Raw genomic sequence first — 17,672 nt, forward strand, 5'->3', positions numbered from 1 at the left:
AATTCAATAACTTTTTTTTAAAAATACCCAATATCGGGTATTGTCGAATCAATTCCTTTTACTACTTTTACAACGGTTTTTCATAGGATATTGGATTTTAAAAACGGGGCTGGATGTCTATCCGGGCCCCTTTTTTTATCCCCTACCGTCATTACACTGCCCCCTTACAGCCATTTCAGGCCGGTTTTAGCGCCTCATCCCCCATTTCCCGTCTCAGCCCCATCCCCCGGCCCGGTCCCCCCAAAATGGGCGCGAATGAGTTTGGCCTTCGCCGCCCCCACCACCTCCGCCAACTCACCCTCCGGCGCCTGCCGTACCTTATTGACACTCCGGAACCGCTTCAACAACAGATCTGCTGTTTTCTTCCCGATCCCCTCGATATGCTCCAGCTCGTTCGTAAACGTCCCCCGGCTCCGCTGCTTGCGGTGGAAAGTTATGCCAAACCGATGCACTTCATCCCGAATGCGCCGCACCAGGTGCAGGCTATCGCTATTATAAGGAAGTTTGACCGATTCGGTATCCCCCGGAAAGAAGATCTCTTCCTCATTCTTCGCCAACCCCACAACCGTCATCATCCCCGAAAGCCCCAGCTCGGCAATGCTCTCCATCGCAGCCCCAAGCTGCCCCTTGCCGCCGTCAATGATGACCAGCTGCGGCAAAGACTGTTGTTCATCCATCAGCCGCTTATAGCGCCGGTGGACCACCTCCTTCATCGTCGCAAAATCGTTGATCCCCTGCACCGTCTTGACATTGAAATGCCGGTAGTCCTTCTTGCTTTCTACTCCATCGCGGAAGCAGACCATCGCAGACACGGGATAGCTTCCCTGGAAGTTGGAGTTGTCGAAGCACTCGATATGCACCGGTAGTGCGGGCAGCTGCAGATCTTCCATCAGCTGTACCAGCACCTGCCGGCGCTGATCGGCCGTCTTACCCTGCAGCTGCAACATCTGTTTGCGCCGCAGCTCTTCGCGGAAATAGTGTACGTTCTTCTCCGAAAGCTCCAGCAGCTGCTTCTTATCGCCGCCCTTCGGAATGGTCTGCGTGACCCCCTCCTCCGGAAATTCGATGGGGAAAGGAAGGATCAGTTCCTTCGCCGCGCTGTTGAATGTTTGCCGCAGCTGCGCCGCAGTGAAGGCCAGCACCTCCTCGTCGGATTCTTCGAGGTGCGTTTCCACCTCGGCAGTATGCGTCTGGACGATCGTGCCCGTCTCCACCATCAGGTAATTGATATAGGCAAGATCGCCGTCGCGGGCGATCGAGAACACATCGGCATTGCTCAGATGCTTGCTGACGATCACCGATCGCGCCTCATAGTTCTCGAGGTGCTCGATCTTCTTGCGGATCATCTCGGCCTTCTCGAACTCCATGTTCGCCGCGCGCTCCCGCATCTCTTTTTTGAACTGCTGCATCAGTGGCCCGAGGTTACCCTTCAGGATGTTGCGCAGCTGCACCAGCCCTTCGGCATAGTCTTCGGCGGTCTGCAGTCCCTCACAGGGACCCTTGCAATTCCCCAGGTGATACTCGAGACAAACCTTATACTTTCCCTTCTTGATCTGTGATTCCGCAAGATTCAGCTGGCAGGTGCGCAGCTGGACATTGCTCTTGACAAAGTCGAGCAGCTCGCGCACCCGGCCTACCGACGTGAAGGGCCCAAGATATTCCGATCCGTCGTTTATCTTCCGCCTTGTAAGAAACACCCGTGGAAAAGGCTCGTTCTTGATGACGATATAAGGATAGCTTTTATCGTCCTTGAGGTTGATATTGAACTTTGGCTGAAATTGCTTGATCAGCGAATTCTCGAGCAGGAACGCATCCTGCTCGGAGCCGACGATGGTGAATTCGATCCGGCGGATACGCTGCACCAGCTCATGCGTCTTATAGGTGGTGAAGGTCTTGGTAAAGTACGAACTCACGCGCTTACGCAGGCTCTTCGCCTTGCCAACATAAATAAGCTCGTCCTGTGCGTCAAAATATTTATAGATACCCGGATTCAGGGGTATCGTCGAAGCGATCTGGCTGAATTGTTCGGCTGTCATAAACTGGTTATTCCTCTTCCGGCGAATCGTCCCACACTACCCGTATCTGGTCTTCGCCGGCCTGAATTCCTTTCACATGGACAAGGGTCGCGATGCTGAAATTGCGCTGCGCCCGCCAGAACATTTTCTGCAGGATCACGCTGTCCCCGCTCTTACGGAGTTTTTCCAGGTACACACTTTTCACCTCCATGGACCGCGTCCCCGGAACGGTTAGCACATCCACGCGTTGCAGCTCGGTATTGGCGCCGATAGGGGAGTAGGTAAAGGTGATCGATCGGGTTGCCTTATCCTCGAAAGAAGTCTCGGTAAAATTCTTTTCGAATTCGCTATCGGCCAGCTCTCGCGGCACGAACTGAAAAGCCAGTTGGTTGAACTCCGGAAGCTCGAGAAAGACGGAGTCGGTATGACCGTTGCGGACGGTGAACATCTTCTTCGCCAACGGGGCGGAGTCCACCGAACGGATCTCCGCCTCCAGGTAGTCGGCGACGGGGAAGAAGGCGTTCCTGGTGGCGCCGGAGTCGGCCCTGGCCGGGGTGTCGCTTGCAGCAGTAGCGGGTTGTTGATGATTGGAACAGGCGCCGAGCAGTGCGGCGCCGGCAAGACAAAGGACAATGAAAAACTTCATTCCGCAAAGATACAGCTAGTTTCGCGCCTGAGGCCCGTCTTAGCCAAAATCGGAACTTGGCGCGAACGTCTGAAATTGGCCTTCGGCCGGGCCCCTCGCCCTAGGGCAGCGACTTGACAAGCCCGATCTTCAGCCCGTAAGTCTTCAGATTCTCGCTGTAGACCGACTGGGAAGTATAGGTGGACAGGAACTGGTAGCGGAACTCAGGACCGATCTGCCAGCGGACACCTCCAACGCGATAGGAGAGGAAGGCTTCGAGTCCGCCGCTGACATTCCATTTCCGGTACCCCGCCGGCTCCTTGCCTACCTGTGTCAGGTCCTGCGATAGCATATACCAGTTGGCGCCAAGAAGATAGCTGGGTTGTACCGTCGCCCCCAGGTTGAACTGCAAACGCTCGTTACCCAGTACCCGCAGCTCGAAGCCGATCGGCGCGGACAATTGGTAGTAGTCGTTGTTCAGGGTCAGTTTGTTCATGGGAGGAGGGGGTGGGGCATTATTTCGCTGTTGGGTGCCCGATCCCTGATTACTGGCTAAACCCTGCATATAGCCGATATAGGAATCGAGGACTGGATTCTGCGGGGCATTGGAATCGGCAAAGGCCGTGATCTTATACCGCGCGAAGTTGAACTGCAGCCCGCCCTTTACGGTGAGATTCCTCGTCAGCCGGTAGAGGATGCTGCCACCGAACTCGAATCCAAAGGCTGCGGAATGGTTCAGAAGCAGTGACGGGTTGACGGAGAAGTTTCCGTATTTTTCATACGAAGGGTCGACGTTGTTAAGGCTGCGGTAATTGACCGTCGGCGACAAGGTCAGCTGGAAAAAGGTCCGCCCCCGCCTGGAAGGCATCGGGAGAGTGTTCATCGCATAGTCATGCAGCCAGTTGATCCGCTGCCGGTCCTGTGCCTCTGCAATAGCGGCAGCCGAAGCCTTGTTCCCGTAAAAGACGGAATCGGGTAACAGCCCCTCGCCAGCAACGCCATTGCCGTTGGATCGGCTCTTGGCAAGCCGGCCGCCTGTCCGCAAATGCCGGGATCCATCAGCGCCATCATTGGCCTCTCTCCCACTCAAACTCTCCAGCACCTGCCGCGCAGAAAGCCCATCGGCATCGGCAAGATCGCCCGCCTCACGCAGCAAAGCATTCTCCGGTCCCGGTCTGACACCGGTCCTGAGTCCGTCTTCCGCCGGCCGGCCGCCTTCCCCCGCAACGGTCCGCGCGGCAATGACGGCGATCTCCGGAGCATGATCGGGCAGCTGGACACGGCTTAACCACCCGGACAGATCGGAAGGATCGATCACCGGATGACTGAGCGTGATGGATATCTCTTTATATTCAGGGTCCTGCCCGTCTTCGGCATCGTTCTCCGCAATATTGTTATGCTTCGCGCCCGAAGAAGAATTGGAAGAACGATAGGTCGACAACGCAGTGTGAGGGATGTGAGCGGCAAGCCAGGGTTTTGGGGCCTCGGCAGCCGTCGTAAAGGTAGGCTTACGGACAACGACGGAATGAGCCGAAGGCGTGATCAATTCTCTCCCGGCAAAAAAGAGGATACCCGTAACCAGTAAAGACATACTTCCGATAAACCACCTTCTCCTTGTATGTAATGAATTATGAACTCCTTTCCATACGCGTTCCGAAGGGTACATCTTGTATTGTTCTGTCTTGTCCCGGATCAGTTGCTCAAATTCATCACTATAGAAGTTGCTCTCCTTCATTTGTCAATCAGTTTTAGGCATGTTTTCATAGGAACAGGATTTTAGACTAACGGACAGCTACCAACCATTCGGCCTTCTCTCTTGGTTTCGTAAGGATCTTCTTCCGGATGAGGATCTCTTCCAACATCTGCTTTGCCCTTGTATATTGTGAGCGACTTGTGCTTTCTTCGATATCCAACATATCGGCAATCTCCTTATGCGAATAACCTTCTATCGCGTAGAGATTGAGAACAGTGCGGTAACCGATCGGTAAAATGCGGATGCATTCTACTATCTGTTTGGCCTGTACGATCGACGGGACCGTCTCCTCCCTCACCTGCACGCCGCTTGCGTGCACGATGTCCAGGCTTTCGTTGAACCGCTTGTTCTTTTTCAGGTTGTTGATACAGGTATGAACAATGATGCGCCTGATCCAACCCTCAAATGCACCCTTGTTCTGAAAGGTGTGCATCTGGGAAAATACTTTTATAAACCCCTCCTGTAACATATCCTCCGCATCTTCCCTGTTGTGGGCGAACCGGTAGCAGACGGCCAGCATCTTCGGGCTGTAACGATTGTACAGTTCCCGTTGGGCAGCAGCCTCATTTTTTAAACAGCCTTGTAAGATGGCTTCTTCGGTCATACTAACCGCAGTTGGTTGCCCTGTAATTTAGACAATTTTTGTGAGGTAAAGCTGCGCACTAATAAAAAAAGAAGCTGCGCACCAAAGGCGCGCAGCTCACGTCCGAAGCAGCCGCAGGCCGCGTCAGATCAATATTTCGCCCGTCATTTCCGCAGGAATCGGTAAACCCATCATTGTCAGAATAGTAGGCGCAAGATCACCCAGCTTCCCCGGCCGGAGCTTACCCTTCCATTCCTTGTCGATGATGAAGAAAGGCACGGGGTTCATCGTATGCGCAGTGTTGGGACTTCCATCATCGTTGATCATAAAGTCCGCATTCCCATGATCGGCCGTCAGGAACACCGTATAGCCGTTGTCCAGCGCCGCCGACACGACCCGCTCCACGCATCGGTCCACCGTTTCCACCGCCTTGATCGCCGCCGCCCAGACCCCCGTATGACCCACCATATCCGCGTTGGCGAAATTGAGACAGATAAAATCGGCCGTCTTTCCATTTATCTCCGGCACAATTGCATCAGTCAGCTCATTGGCGCTCATCTCAGGCTTCAGATCATAGGTCGCGACCTTCGGCGAAGGGATCATGATCCGCTTCTCTCCGTCAAAGGGAACCTCCCGGCCGCCACTGAAGAAAAAGCTGACATGCGGGTATTTCTCCGTCTCCGCGATCCGGATCTGCTTCAAACCATGGGCCACAATGACCTCCCCAAGCGTATTGGAAAGATCGTCATTCTCGAAGATCACCCGGACCCCCTTGAACCTGGCATCATATTGGGTCATCGTGGTATAGTTCAGCGACAGCTTTTTCATCCCCGGATCCGGGTAGTCCCGCTGGGTAAGCACCTCGGTGATCTCGCGGCAACGGTCCGTCCGGAAATTGAAGCAAAGGGCATAGTCCCCGTCCTTGATCAGGGCCAGCGGCTGCTGGTCCTCACCGACGATCACCGTGGGCTTGATAAACTCATCGGTGATCCCGGCATGATAGGATTGCTCGATAGCCGCCAGCGCATCCGTACCTTTTTCGCCTACCCCCCGCACCATCGCATTATAGGCCAGCTGGACCCGCTCCCAGCGCTTGTCCCGGTCCATCGCATAATACCGGCCGCTCACCGAGGCGATCCTGCCCGTTGTTTTGTCCAGATGAGCCTGGAGATCGCGGACAAACCCAAGCCCGCTCTTGGGGTCGGTGTCCCGCCCATCGGTGAAGGCATGGACAAACACCTGCTTCAGTCCCTCCCGGAAGCAGACGTCGACGATGGCCTTGAGGTGCCGGGTATGGCTGTGGACCCCGCCGTCGCTGACCAGGCCCATCAGATGCAGCGCCTTGCCCGCCTCCTTTGCCCCCCGTACCGCCTCCAGCAATACCGGGTTTTTGGCAAAAGACCCGTCCCGGATCGCAACGTTGATCCGTTGCAGCTCCTGGTTGACGATCCGCCCGGCCCCCAGGTTCAGATGGCCTACCTCGGAATTGCCCATCTGCCCCTCCGGTAAACCCACTTCCTCGCCGTAAGTAACCAGCGTCGTGTTGGGATATTGCTGATAAAGACTGCTGACAAAAGGGGTGTTGGCGTTGCGGATGGCGTCGGCGGCAGCCGTCCGGCCGAGACCCCACCCGTCCATTATGACAAGGATGACTTTCTTCTTAGCTGGCATAAATTCGTTTGTTTTGTGGGCTTCCGCGTTCAGGCCATTGGGAAATATAGGCCCTTGCGCAAGCCCCGTTAATGTCCGGCCTTCGGCCAAACCGGCGTTTCGCCGGTGCCGCAAATCTAATTCATTCGCCGGTGACAATACCCTATTTGCGGCATTTTATCGCACTTCTGGCAGTTTGGCATGTTTTTGGAATTAAGCAGGGCGACTAATATTCTATTAACATGAAACGGATATTTGGGTTGGCGGTGCTCTCGATCTCGCTTGTCCTGGTTTCGTTCCGCCCCACGTATACGCTCGACGAAATAACTGCTGCTTTTAAGGTCGGTAATGCCGGCGAACTCTCCCGCTACCTGGACAGCCGGGTCGACATCTCCCTTCCGGAAAAAAGTGACAGCTATAGCAAGATACAGGCGGAAATGATCATTCGGGACTTCTTCTCCACCAACGGAGTGCAGAACTTCACGGTCAAGCATCGGACCCCCAATGGCAGCGGTTCGGAATTTTGTGTAGGCGTCCTGCAAACCCGCAATGGCGACTATCGCACCACCTTATTTCTCAAGCAAAAAGGCGAAAGACAGCTCCTGCAGGAGATCCGATTCCAGGCCTGGTAATATATTTTCGACGGTAAACAAGGGAAGGCCGCGGCGCAAATGCCGTGGCCTTTGTTCTGCACCTCGGCTCCAGCCAAATATAGAGGCCTTCGTCGGACCTGCTTCGCCACGGTCCTCCTCGGTCGTAACCTTCGCTTCGCTCGGTCATGGCGCAAAACAGATAATGATGGCCCTTCGGGCAAGGCCCTGTGGGCCTTTTTTGTATTTTTGCCCCATGCCCAATCTATTCGACGAGCAGCTGCAATTCCTGGTAACCAATGCCCTCAAAGAAGATATCGGCAGCGGCGACCATACCACCCTATCCTGTATCCCCCCCGATGCCCGGGGCAAGGCCGTCCTCCATATCAAGCAGGACGGCATCCTCGCCGGCATGGAAATAGCCGAGAAGATCCTGAAGATCAAAGAACCGGGCGCCAAATTCACCCCCTATAAACAGGACGGCGACGGAATGCGGGACGGCGAAGAGGCCTTCATCGCCGAAGCAACCGTACATACCATCCTGCAATGCGAACGGCTCATCCTCAACTGCATGCAGCGGATGAGCGGGATCGCCACCCTCACCCGCCAATATGTCGATCGCCTCCAGCGCTACAAGACCCGCGTCATCGACACCCGGAAAACCACCCCCAACTTCCGGCTCCTGGAAAAAGAGGCGGTCCGGATCGGCGGCGGCATCAATAACCGTTTCGGTCTTTATGACATGATCCTTTTGAAGGACAATCATATCGACTATGCCGGCGGCATCGAAGCCGCCATCGAAAAAGCCAGCGCCTATCGCCAGGCGCATAAGCTGCACCTTAAGATCGAAGTGGAGACCCGAAACCTCGACGAAGTAAAGCGGGTGCTGGCGGTCGGCAAGGTAGATCGGATCATGCTCGACAATTTTACCCCCAGGCAGCTGGCCGAAGCGCTTTCCCTCATCGGCGAACGCTTCGAAACGGAGGCCAGCGGCGGCATCAACCTGAACAACATCGAAGACTTCGCCCGTACCGGGGTGGACTATGTCAGCGTCGGCGCGTTGATCCACCAGGCCAGAAGCCTCGATCTCAGCCTGAAAGCAGTCATTCTTTAAACCGAAGGCCAAATCAAAATTGCAAATGCCATGAGCAAGAAAAAAGCAAACAGCAGCGGCATCGTCTACTCCACCAACCCCGACTTCAAAATAGAGGAAGAAAGCACTCCGCAGGAAAGCCTGCCGCCCAAACAACAAAGACTGAAGGTTCGTCTCGACACCCGCCAGCGCGCAGGCAAGGCGGTTACCCTCGTCGAAGGATTCATCGGTCCCGCCGGCCAGCTGGAGGATCTGGGCCGCCAGCTGAAAACCCATTGCGGCACCGGCGGATCGGTCAAGGACGGTGAGATCCTCGTCCAGGGCGACCAACGCGATAAGATGACTCAATGGCTCATCGCAAAGGGATTCACCGCCACAAAACGCATCTGAGTTGCTGTTCCCCCTTTATATCGCCGCGGGTATCATCAGCGTCATCATCTCCATCGCCGCCTTCTTCCAATACGTGCGGTGCCGGGCAAAAGAACAACCCGAACCGGAAAAAAAATGGCTGACCATCCATTTCATCACGCTCGCCCTCTTTGTCCTCTTCGGCGTCCTCGTGCTCGTCCATTTGTCAAATGTGTTGAACAACCAACACCAGTTGTAGGCCCGCTGCCCCGTGCCGGCGCCTTCGGCGCCTGGCAGGGTCCAACAGGGGCCTTACTGCCCCTGCGCCAGGGAATACCCCTTCTTATCCCCCCAGGAATTCAACAACTCGGAAGAGCATATCTTAAAGTCCCCGCTCAGACTCACATATAGCCCCAGCACATCCTGCTGCGTCAGCGGACTGCCGTCGATGCTCTCGAACCGCACATTGTACTGATTCACCAGGTTGGTATACACAGAACCCGTCGGCCACACCTGCGTTCCCCGGTTGCTGATATTGATGAGATTGAACTTCACCCCCGCATGCCGCTGACATTTCTTGGCGATGAACTCGGGCTGCCCGGAGCTCTCGATGAACAGGTCCACCCCGACGATGATCTCCTCCTGTGTTTCCTCGGAAACCATCATCTCATTACGGTTCAGCTTGAACGCCGTCTGCGTAACGGGTGCATTGGGCAACAACGGCCGGGCCATATGCGCCGGCGTCTTCCCAAAGGCGCCGATGATGGCTTCGGCAAAAGCCGTAGTGTTCAGGGCCGGCGTGCTCTTGTCCCCAAAGTCGCCCGTATGCACACCCTGCTCCAGTGTATACAGCAACGCGTTCTCGATGACGGCGGCATTCTCCATCAGTCCCAGGTGCCGCAGCATCGCGATCCCGCTTAACAACAGGGCCGTGGGATTGGCAATATTCTTTCCCGCAATGTCCGGCGCCGTTCCATGTACGGCCTCGAAGATCGCGATATGATCGCCGATATTGGCGGATGGCGCAAACCCAAGACCCCCCACCAGCCCCGCACAAAGATCTGAGATGATATCCCCCTGCAGATTGGTGAGGACCACCACGTCGAAGTCCTGCGGCCGAACGACCAGCTTCATCGCCAGGTCGTCGACAATAATGTCGTCTGCCTTCAATTCGGGATACTCTTTTGCCACCTGCTGGAAACATTCGAGGAACAGCCCGTCCGTCAGTTTCATGATATTCGCCTTATGACCACAGGTGATCCGGCGCGCGCCGTTCTTCTTCGCCATCTCGAAGGCATACTTGATCACCTGCAGGCTCCCCGGCCGGGTGATAAATCTTCGGCTCAACGCCACATCCTGGGTCAGCATGTGCTCGATGCCGCCATAAGTATCCTCGATATTCTCCCGGACGATGGTGATATCGATGGGAATGCCCGCCTTCGAAAAGACGGTGTCCACTCCGTGCAGGGACTGGAAGACCCGCTTGTTGGCATAGGTATTCCAGGTCTTGCGCGCTGTGACGTTCACACTCTTGACTCCTTTTCCCTTGGGCGTCTCCATCGGCCCTTTGAACAGGATGCCCAGCTCCTCGATCGTTTGCTTGGCTTCCGGCGTCATCCCATTGGAAAATCCTTTGTCGAACACCCATTTGCCCATATCCACGAACGTGTACTCCAACGGCACTTTGCCGGCGTTGAAAATTGTCAATACTGCATCCATTATTTCCGGACCAATACCGTCTCCTTTTGCTACTGCTATCTTCATAATTTCCCAAAATTAGCCCGATTTTTATTAACTTTAACCGACCGGAGGTCGGTTAGTGCCCCTGGGCACAGACATGAGCGTCGCAAACAGGGCGAAGCCCTGTTTGTAATAAAAAAAAAACGAAAAAAAAGCGGATGGCAAACAAGATCTCAGAAGGCATGGAAGTCAGCGTCGAGACCTTCTACCAACCGGATTATTCCAACCCGATATCCGGCGAATACATGTTTGCCTACCGCATCACCATCGAAAACCATAACAATTTTTCGGTTAAGCTGCACCGACGACACTGGCACATCTTCGACAGCAATGGCAGCTACCGGGAAGTGGAAGGCGAAGGGGTCGTCGGCGTCCAGCCCATCCTGCAGCCCGGCGAACGCTACCAATATGTTAGTGGCTGTAATCTACGCACCGAAATGGGCAAAATGTATGGCTCCTATACCATGGAGAACCTAAACAACAAGAAAACATTCGAGGTAAATATTCCCATTTTCGAAATGATCGTTCCCTTCAAGATGAACTAGCCCAAAAGGCCGGCTGCCCGGCCGGCGCCGATTTAACGTTTCCTACGCAACGGTTGGCTTCTTTTCCGTGTCATTGGAGAAGAACGACTTACCATGAAATCGAAGATTCACGAACTCCTTGAAATATCAATTGTGAGGGTGAGTAAAAAATTGCCAGGCCTCCTGCTGCTCCTGATCATCGCTTTCCAGCCGGGTTGCAAAAGGAACAACGATACCGTTGCCGAAGTGACCGCTAATGTCCGTTATGGCGGCGAACCGGCCGCAGACGGCTTCGGTTACTATATCCGGTTGAACTCTTCGGAAGTGGTCATCCCGATCAACCTCCCCTCCACCTATAGACATACCGATGTCAATGACTCCGTTGCCGTGAGGCTGATCGACGTCGGCAAACGATTCCACCTCGGATACACCGAGCCCAATTCCATGGGCCTTCGCGGTGTCTATATCGCTACGATCCGGAAGCTATAAGGTTCTTACTCGGTCTCCGGCAGACCCGCATCTTTAGCCACGCCCGCCCGGTACAGCGCATAGCCCATCACCGCAAAAAAGGCAAATCCAAGCAGGTAATACCCATTCTCGCTGAGCGCTTCGGTCAGCCATTTTTCGACGCTGATCCGTTTCATAAAATTCACGGTCGACTGCGGCACCTGCAGGAAGGCGAAGACCACCCCCATCAGCGCGCCCCCTCCTACAAGCCCGGTGGCAAACAGATTCCCCTTTTCGAGGTCTTCCCCGGCGCCATGAACGAGTTCCCCCCGCTTCTTTTTCACCCGGTCCACCCCTCCGCGGATCATACCGCCAAGGAAAATGGGGAACGTGGTAGAGAACGGAAGGTAGACGCCGATAGCAAAACTGAGGGACCGGACGCCGCAAAGTTCCATTACAAGGGCCAGGGCCGCCCCGGCCAACACGAAATTCCAGTCGAGGCTCCTGGACTGGATACCCCTGATCAGCGTGGCCATCAGCGTGGCTTGCGGCGCATTATAGACCGTGCCGATATTATGCCGGATCCCCTTTGCCGCAAGCTCTGCGCTGGGGATATCGAGGATCTTGATCGTAACCCCGACGGCAAGCGCCGAAACGATGACCCCGATAAAGAGGGCCAACTGCTGGTAGCGGGGGGTGGCGCCCACCAGGTAACCGGTTTTCAGGTCCTGGGAAGTCCCGCCGGCATTGGATGCGGCGATGCAAACCATTCCGCCGACGACCAGCGCCATCGCCTCATAAGCCTTACCTCCCCAGCCTACCGCCAGGAAGATCAGGCAGGTGCCCATGACCGTGGCGATCGTCATTCCTGAAACGGGGCTGTTGGAACTGCCGATCAGGCCTACGATGCGGGAAGCAACCGTCACGAAGAAAGCGCCGAATACCAAAATGAGCAACCCGATCAGCAGGCGGCTGAAAAAGTTGTCGCCGGGAATGATCGGCAGACACCCGATGAGGATGACGAGGGCCAGGCTCCCCAGGCCCACCACCTTCAGACTAAGATCGCGCTCGGTCCGTATCCGGCTCTCCGATCCGGCTTCCTTGACCGATCCGATACTTTCCTTGAACGAGGTGACTATCGTCGGGATCGTCTTGATCAGGGTGATAAGTCCGCCCATGGCGACCGCACCCGCGCCGATCAACCGGATATAAGCCCGGTAGATGGCCGATGCGGGATCGGCAAAACTATGCGTCACCGGGTCCCATCCGCCAAAGCCGCCCTTCGTACCGAGATCCTTCAAAAAACCCAGCTTCACCTGCTGTTGGGCGACGGTCGCGGGATCGATAAGGGAAGCCAGCAGCGGATGGAACACCAGCCAGCTCAGCACGCTCCCGGCAAACAATACTCCCGCGATCTTCGGACCGATGATGTAGCCAACGCCCATATATTCGGGCGTTATATCGGCCGAGACCTGGGCCGATGGGTAGATCTTATTATATACCTTGCTCTTTACCGTGTCGAAAACCGGGGTTCCGGCGATAACGCGGAACATCTTCTGCAAAATGGCATACACGAAGGCAAAGCCCAGCCCCTGGAAGGCCGCCCTGGCAAAGTCTCCTCCCTTCTCTCCCGCCTTCAGCACCGAGGCACAGGCGGTACCCTCGGGATAGGGAAGGGTCTCGTGTTCCTTTACGATAAGACTTCGGCGCAGGGGGATCATCAACAGGGTGCCCAGCATGCCGCCGAAAATGGACAATATAAAGATGATCCCGTAATTAAAATAGTTCCCCGCGTCTGCCGTCGACAGGAAAAGGAAACCCGGCAGGGTAAACACCACCCCCGCCGCAATGCTCTCGCTCGCGCTGCCCGTCGTTTGGATGATATTGTTCTCCAGCACCGTCGTTTTGAACAACCTCCGGCCGATGGTGATGGCCATCACCGCGATGGGAATAGAGGCCGAGACGGTAAGCCCCGCGTTCAACGCGAGATACACGGTGGCCGCGCCAAAGGCGATACCAAAGATGCTGCCCATGGCCACGGCCTTGAACGTAAACTCCTTCATCTGGGTTTCCGGGCTGACGAACGGTTGAAATTTCTTTTCCGGCATGCGGAGACGATTTAGAGGGTTGGTTATTACGCTTCGCCTGTTCTTTCCTTTACGACCCGGTTCAGGCTTCTGATCCGGCTGAATAATATAGCCGAGCCAAGAATACCGGCGACGAAATAAACGATGAAATAGGTCCGTTTGTCGGGGAACTTATCCCAGCTGCTGGCCATCAGCCCGGCAAATTTGCTGCCGAGGGACATAGTCAGGAACCAGCCGCCCATTAGCAGGGAGGTGAGACGGGCCGGCGCCAGTTTGGAGACCATGGACAGGCCCATCGGGCTGAGGAAGATCTCGGCGGTGCAAATGACGAAATAGGTTCCCCAGAGCCAGGCCGGGGACACTTTATCCTGGTAGATCGAAGCGATCGACAGCACCGCAAAGAACATCACCAACGAAGAGATACCCGACAGGAACAGCGCAATGCCGAACTTGGCGGGTGTGGTCGGTTCCCGCTTGCGCTTTCGCAGCCAGGCGAGGAGGCCCACCAATAACGGCGTCAGGGTGACGATAAAAAAAGGCACGATAGAGGTATAGAGCTCGGGGTTGGCGATCTTCAGGCTTGTCCCATCCGGCGGCCACTTATCCTTTGGGAGATTTTGGAAGTAAGGATCGGGTCCCAGGGTCTGGATGACGCGCCCGCTGGCGTCGGACACCGGCATCAGCCGGGCGTTGACGGAGTCCACCTTCCGGGGGCTGGTATTCACCTCCTGCAACAGCCCCATAAAATCGGCAGTTTTCCGTACGATGGGGGAGTTGATCGTCCGGTCCGTATATCTGTCGGTCCAAAGCGTGTAACCTGTAAAGATCTGGTAATACAGCGCCCAGAAGATGACCGAGACGGCAAAGATATAAAGCAGCGCGCCGATGCCGCGTTTGTCTTCCTTGTTGGCCTTCATCCAGATGGAGATAAAAAAACCGATGATCGGGACGCAGGCGAAAATAAAGGCATCGCTCGACTGAGTTCCCATGAGGGTATGGCCAAAGATGGCCGTCGGCGCCTTAAAGCCGATCACCGCAGCGATGGCGGCCGGAAGGAATACATAACCGGCGATGCTGCCCAGGCCCATATCCTCTTTCTGCGGCGGCTTGCGGATATCGCCCTGGCGGATATGTTTCAGGTTCAGCCCAAAGAGGATCAACCCAATGATCATGCCGACGCCTGCCGCGCCAAATGCATAGCCCCAGCTGTACTTGTTACGGAGATAGGCCGCGGCGACGTTGCAAAGGAGGGCGCCGGTGTTGATCCCCATATAGAAGATGTTATAGGCGGTGTCCTTTAGCGGTTTCAGCTCCTCCTTATTATAAATGTTTCCCAGGAGAGTACTGATATTGGGCTTGAAGAAGCCATTGCCGCAGATGATCAGGCCAAGCGAAATATACATGGCCGTGTTCCCCGGCAGCATGAGTCCAAAATAACCCGCCGCCAGCAGGATGCCCCCGATAAAGATGGATTTGATATAGCCCAGGTAGCGGTCGGCGATCATCCCGCCCACGAAGAGCGGGAGCCAGATCAGGGCCAGGAAGGTACCGGTGATATCGGCGGCCGTATCCGGCCGTATCCCCTTGCCCCCTGTCTGGTCGTCTTTCAGGTAAAGGAGCAGGATCCCCGCCAGCAGGTAATAGGCAAATCTTTCCCACATTTCGGTCATCGCAAGTACGTAAAGGGCTTTCGGGTGTCTGGGTCTGCCGGCGTTGATCTCACTCATGCATCTAAAAAATTAGCACGTAAAGTACGGAGAAATCATAATTTCGGGGCCGCTATGCATATATTATTATTAGGCTCTGGCGGTCGCGAACACGCGCTGGCGTGGAAACTGGCCCAAAGCAGCCATTGCACCCGCCTGTTCATCGCCCCGGGCAATGCCGGCACCTCCCGCTGCGGCCAGAATGTCGATCTGAATCCCCTGGATTTCGAAGGCTTGAAGACGTTTTGTACCCGGGAAGATATCGGGATGGTGGTGGTTGGACCCGAAGAACCGCTGGTCCGCGGCATCGCCGACTTTTTTGCTGCCGACCCTGTCCTGAAGAAGATACTGGTCATCGGCCCCTCCGCCAGCGGGGCCAGGCTGGAGGGTAGCAAGGCCTTTTCCAAGAAATTCATGGCTCGGCATAGCATCCCGACCGCCACCTATCGGGAATTCAGCGCGGCCGAGCTGGCGGAAGGGATCGGTTACCTGCAACAACATTCCCTTCCGGTGGTGCTCAAGGCCGACGGCCTGGCCGCGGGTAAGGGAGTGATCATTTGCCAAAGCCCCATCGAGGCCGTGGCCGAGTTCGAGTTGATGCTGCAGGGCAATAAGTTCGGGGAGGCCGGTAACAAAGTGGTAGTGGAAGAATTCCTGACCGGCATCGAGCTGTCGGTGTTCGTCCTGACCGATGGAAGACATTTCCTGACGCTTCCCGAGGCCAAAGACTATAAACGCATTGGGGAAGGCGACACCGGCCCCAATACCGGCGGCATGGGCGCTGTCAGCCCGGTACCCTTTGCCGACGCTGCTTTCATGAAAAAAGTGACCGACCGGATCATCATCCCCACCGTAAAGGGGTTGGAGGCGGAGGACATCGATTATAAAGGCTTTATTTTCATCGGGGTTATCAAGGTCGGCGACGACCCCTATGTCATCGAATACAACTGCCGGATGGGCGACCCGGAAACCGAAGTGGTCATGCCCCGGCTGAAGAACGATCTGGTGGAACTATTCTTGGCCGTCCGCGATCAGACGCTGGACAAGCTGCAGATCGTGTCGGACGATCGCATCGCCTGTACCGTGGTGGCGGTTAGCGGCGGCTATCCGGGCGCCTATGAAAAAGGATTGCCTATCACCGGACTCGATCAGCCACCCGCCCGCAGCGGCAGCATCGTGTTCCACGCCGGCACCCGGACCGAAGGAGATAGCATCGTCACCAATGGCGGCCGGGTCCTCTGCGTAACCTCCTTCGCCGAGACCGTCTATGAGGCCGTGGATGACTCAAGGGAGGTACTGGAAAAGATCTATTACGAAGGCATCTATTACCGGCGGGACATCGGCTACGAATTCCTATGAGCTATGAGCAACGTACATTACAGCGATTACCTGCACCTTGACACCCTCCTCAATGCCCAGTATCTGGAGAGCGACCGGCTGGGCATGCACGCGCATGACGAAATGCTCTTTATCGTCATCCACCAGGCCTATGAACTATGGTTCCGGCAGCTGCTCTATGAGGTCGATTCAGTGATCTCCATCTTTGGACGGCCCGCGCTGAACGACAATTCCCCCGAGCTGCAAACGATCGTCCACCGGCTTTCCCGTTGCGCAACGATCCTGAAAGTGCTCGTCCACCAGATCGATATCATGGAGACCATGACCCCGATGGACTTCCAGGACTTCCGGGACCTGCTGCGCCCCGCCTCGGGCTTCCAAAGCGTTCAGTTCAAGCTGCTGGAAGCGCGGTTGGGACTGCGCTATGAGAACCGGTTCGGACAGGGATACTATCTCTCCCAATTACGGCCCGAAGAGGCCGACCGGATAAAAGCCGCCGAAGAGTCGCCTTCCCTCCTGCAGCTGCTGAATGCCTGGCTGGAGCGAATGCCTTTCTTCGACCCACCGGCCGCCGACACCTTCTGGACCGACTATCGCCGACGCTATGCCGCCAGCCTGGCAGAAGGGGAGAAGGGAAACCTCAACGGTTTTGACGAGGTCTTCTCCGGCAACGAGGGCAACAGAAGCCTGTCGTCCGCGGCCTGCCGCTCCGCACTGTTCATCATGCTCTACCGCGGCTATCCATTGCTGCAGCTGCCGTTCCAGGTGCTGCACCAGCTGCTGGAGATCGACGAGCAGCTCAGCACCTGGCGCTATCGCCATATGAGCATGGTCCATCGGACCATCGGCAGCCGCATCGGAACGGGAGGCAGCACCGGCAAGGACTATCTCGCCTCCGCTCTCGAACGCCATCATCTCTTCCGGGAGATCGCGGCGCTGACCAGCTTCGTGCTGCAACGGAAAAGACTACCGGAACTTCCGCCGGAGATGGAGCGTCGGCTGGGCTTTGCCCCCGGAAACACCGGAGCCTGATCATCAGCGCTTCAAGTTGAGACGTCAAAGGCGACCGCGAAAACATAATAATTACACCCGCCGGATACGATAGCAAATGTTTTGTCGTTTCTGGATTAACCGCATTATATGGGGAAAATAATCCATCGAATCAAGCGTTTC

Annotated in this window: 16 protein-coding genes; 8 read left to right on the forward strand and 8 right to left on the reverse strand. The window is 55.9% G+C overall.

Annotated elements, in window-relative coordinates; genetic code table 11:
• Window positions 1–194: 194 nt before the first annotated feature.
• From uvrC to gpmI, 5 genes are all read right to left on the reverse strand, one after another.
• Window positions 195–2,036 carry an excinuclease ABC subunit UvrC gene (uvrC, locus tag VHE34_RS27535; protein ID WP_325594060.1) on the reverse strand — a complete coding sequence of 614 codons (1,842 nt, stop codon included), beginning with the start codon at window positions 2,034–2,036 and terminating at the stop codon, window positions 195–197.
• A 7-nt stretch (window positions 2,037–2,043) separates the two neighbouring features.
• Entirely contained in the window at window positions 2,044–2,661 is a 618-nt protein-coding gene (locus VHE34_RS27540; RefSeq protein ID WP_325594062.1) for a hypothetical protein, read from the reverse strand.
• 100 nt (window positions 2,662–2,761) lie between these two features.
• Complete coding sequence (locus VHE34_RS27545; protein WP_325594066.1) at window positions 2,762–4,375, reverse strand: hypothetical protein; 1,614 nt, start codon at window positions 4,373–4,375, stop codon at window positions 2,762–2,764.
• A 46-nt stretch (window positions 4,376–4,421) separates the two neighbouring features.
• Window positions 4,422–4,997: a sigma-70 family RNA polymerase sigma factor gene (locus VHE34_RS27550; RefSeq protein ID WP_325594068.1), complete on the reverse strand. Its 576-nt coding sequence runs from the start codon at window positions 4,995–4,997 to the stop codon at window positions 4,422–4,424.
• Window positions 4,998–5,120: 123 nt separating this feature from the next.
• Window positions 5,121–6,647, reverse strand: coding sequence for a 2,3-bisphosphoglycerate-independent phosphoglycerate mutase (gene gpmI, locus VHE34_RS27555; protein WP_325594070.1), 1,527 nt, complete (start codon window positions 6,645–6,647; stop codon window positions 5,121–5,123).
• 221 nt (window positions 6,648–6,868) lie between these two features.
• Between gpmI and VHE34_RS27560 the strand changes: the two genes are divergently transcribed.
• From VHE34_RS27560 to VHE34_RS27575, 4 genes are all read left to right on the forward strand, one after another.
• On the forward strand, window positions 6,869–7,258 hold the full coding sequence (locus tag VHE34_RS27560) for a DUF4783 domain-containing protein (protein ID WP_325594072.1): 390 nt from the start codon (window positions 6,869–6,871) through the stop codon (window positions 7,256–7,258).
• Between the two features lie 214 nt (window positions 7,259–7,472).
• A complete protein-coding gene (gene nadC / locus VHE34_RS27565; protein ID WP_325594074.1) occupies window positions 7,473–8,330 on the forward strand; it encodes a carboxylating nicotinate-nucleotide diphosphorylase in 858 nt (285 codons plus the stop codon).
• Window positions 8,331–8,360: 30 nt separating this feature from the next.
• On the forward strand, window positions 8,361–8,699 hold the full coding sequence (locus VHE34_RS27570; RefSeq protein WP_325594076.1) for a translation initiation factor: 339 nt from the start codon (window positions 8,361–8,363) through the stop codon (window positions 8,697–8,699).
• 1 nt (window position 8,700) lies between these two features.
• Complete coding sequence (locus VHE34_RS27575; RefSeq protein ID WP_325594078.1) at window positions 8,701–8,916, forward strand: hypothetical protein; 216 nt, start codon at window positions 8,701–8,703, stop codon at window positions 8,914–8,916.
• A gap of 53 nt (window positions 8,917–8,969) precedes the next feature.
• Here the strand turns inward: VHE34_RS27575 and VHE34_RS27580 are convergent, their stop codons facing one another.
• On the reverse strand, window positions 8,970–10,421 hold the full coding sequence (locus VHE34_RS27580) for an NADP-dependent isocitrate dehydrogenase (protein ID WP_325594080.1): 1,452 nt from the start codon (window positions 10,419–10,421) through the stop codon (window positions 8,970–8,972).
• A gap of 134 nt (window positions 10,422–10,555) precedes the next feature.
• Here VHE34_RS27580 and apaG point away from each other — a divergent pair, with 134 nt between their 5' ends.
• Both apaG and VHE34_RS27590 read left to right on the forward strand, forming a co-directional pair.
• A complete protein-coding gene (apaG, locus tag VHE34_RS27585; protein ID WP_325594082.1) occupies window positions 10,556–10,942 on the forward strand; it encodes a Co2+/Mg2+ efflux protein ApaG in 387 nt (128 codons plus the stop codon).
• 93 nt (window positions 10,943–11,035) lie between these two features.
• Window positions 11,036–11,410, forward strand: coding sequence for a hypothetical protein (locus VHE34_RS27590; RefSeq protein ID WP_325594084.1), 375 nt, complete (start codon window positions 11,036–11,038; stop codon window positions 11,408–11,410).
• 5 nt (window positions 11,411–11,415) lie between these two features.
• On the opposite strand, the gene VHE34_RS27595 is transcribed toward VHE34_RS27590, so the two are convergent.
• Window positions 11,416–13,476, reverse strand: a complete 2,061-nt coding sequence (locus tag VHE34_RS27595) for an OPT family oligopeptide transporter (RefSeq protein WP_325594086.1) — start codon at window positions 13,474–13,476, stop codon at window positions 11,416–11,418.
• A gap of 26 nt (window positions 13,477–13,502) precedes the next feature.
• Window positions 13,503–15,182: a peptide MFS transporter gene (locus VHE34_RS27600; RefSeq protein WP_325594088.1), complete on the reverse strand. Its 1,680-nt coding sequence runs from the start codon at window positions 15,180–15,182 to the stop codon at window positions 13,503–13,505.
• Window positions 15,183–15,236: 54 nt separating this feature from the next.
• Between VHE34_RS27600 and purD the strand changes: the two genes are divergently transcribed.
• Window positions 15,237–16,520, forward strand: a complete 1,284-nt coding sequence (gene purD, locus VHE34_RS27605; protein WP_325594090.1) for a phosphoribosylamine--glycine ligase — start codon at window positions 15,237–15,239, stop codon at window positions 16,518–16,520.
• 3 nt (window positions 16,521–16,523) lie between these two features.
• On the forward strand, window positions 16,524–17,531 hold the full coding sequence (locus VHE34_RS27610; protein ID WP_325594092.1) for a tryptophan 2,3-dioxygenase: 1,008 nt from the start codon (window positions 16,524–16,526) through the stop codon (window positions 17,529–17,531).
• Window positions 17,532–17,672 lie beyond the last annotated feature (141 nt).

It is taken from the genome of Puia sp., from assembly GCF_035546395.1.
Lineage (GTDB): Bacteria > Bacteroidota > Bacteroidia > Chitinophagales > Chitinophagaceae > Puia.

Coding starts and splice junctions, on each gene's coding strand:
- VHE34_RS27600 (WP_325594088.1), bottom strand. CDS start 15,182: ATGAGTGAGATCAACGCCGGCAGACCCAGACACCCGAAAGCCCTTTAC.
- VHE34_RS27550 (WP_325594068.1), bottom strand. CDS start 4,997: ATGACCGAAGAAGCCATCTTACAAGGCTGTTTAAAAAATGAGGCTGCT.
- VHE34_RS27595 (WP_325594086.1), bottom strand. CDS start 13,476: ATGCCGGAAAAGAAATTTCAACCGTTCGTCAGCCCGGAAACCCAGATG.
- apaG (WP_325594082.1), top strand. CDS start 10,556: ATGGCAAACAAGATCTCAGAAGGCATGGAAGTCAGCGTCGAGACCTTC.
- gpmI (WP_325594070.1), bottom strand. CDS start 6,647: ATGCCAGCTAAGAAGAAAGTCATCCTTGTCATAATGGACGGGTGGGGT.
- uvrC (WP_325594060.1), bottom strand. CDS start 2,036: ATGACAGCCGAACAATTCAGCCAGATCGCTTCGACGATACCCCTGAAT.
- VHE34_RS27590 (WP_325594084.1), top strand. CDS start 11,036: ATGAAATCGAAGATTCACGAACTCCTTGAAATATCAATTGTGAGGGTG.
- VHE34_RS27580 (WP_325594080.1), bottom strand. CDS start 10,421: ATGAAGATAGCAGTAGCAAAAGGAGACGGTATTGGTCCGGAAATAATG.
- nadC (WP_325594074.1), top strand. CDS start 7,473: ATGCCCAATCTATTCGACGAGCAGCTGCAATTCCTGGTAACCAATGCC.
- VHE34_RS27570 (WP_325594076.1), top strand. CDS start 8,361: ATGAGCAAGAAAAAAGCAAACAGCAGCGGCATCGTCTACTCCACCAAC.
- VHE34_RS27560 (WP_325594072.1), top strand. CDS start 6,869: ATGAAACGGATATTTGGGTTGGCGGTGCTCTCGATCTCGCTTGTCCTG.
- VHE34_RS27610 (WP_325594092.1), top strand. CDS start 16,524: ATGAGCAACGTACATTACAGCGATTACCTGCACCTTGACACCCTCCTC.
- purD (WP_325594090.1), top strand. CDS start 15,237: ATGCATATATTATTATTAGGCTCTGGCGGTCGCGAACACGCGCTGGCG.
- VHE34_RS27540 (WP_325594062.1), bottom strand. CDS start 2,661: ATGAAGTTTTTCATTGTCCTTTGTCTTGCCGGCGCCGCACTGCTCGGC.
- VHE34_RS27545 (WP_325594066.1), bottom strand. CDS start 4,375: ATGAAGGAGAGCAACTTCTATAGTGATGAATTTGAGCAACTGATCCGG.